The organism is Arthrobacter sp. Y3221157, from assembly GCF_059089865.1.
In genome coordinates this window covers 1-215 of record NZ_JBNHFD010000266.1, presented here as the reverse complement: position 1 = coordinate 215, position 215 = coordinate 1, and the positions used below count along the sequence as shown (strand labels likewise).

General features: G+C 60.5%; 1 pseudogene. It reads left to right on the top strand.

Annotated features, from left to right (window positions below):
- Positions 1-214 (top strand): annotated as a pseudogene (locus AC5RTT_RS20945) (hypothetical protein); the annotation flags it as partial.
- Position 215: the final 1 nt, after the last annotated feature.

The following is a 215-nucleotide window of genomic DNA, read 5'->3' as shown; positions in this document are numbered from 1 at the left end:
GTGGTTGAACAAAATGGAGGCCGAAGGCGGCGCTGACTGGGACGCCATTGTGTGGATCGACGACGCACTAGGGGCTGACGTGCACGACTGGGCCCACAAGTACCACCAACCAGTCCTACTGGAGAAGCCTGACCCTGAGCAGGGCCTGACAGAAGCCCACGTCGTGGCGGTGCAGGTTTTCATTAACGACGAGGAACGGGACCATGCACCCTGAC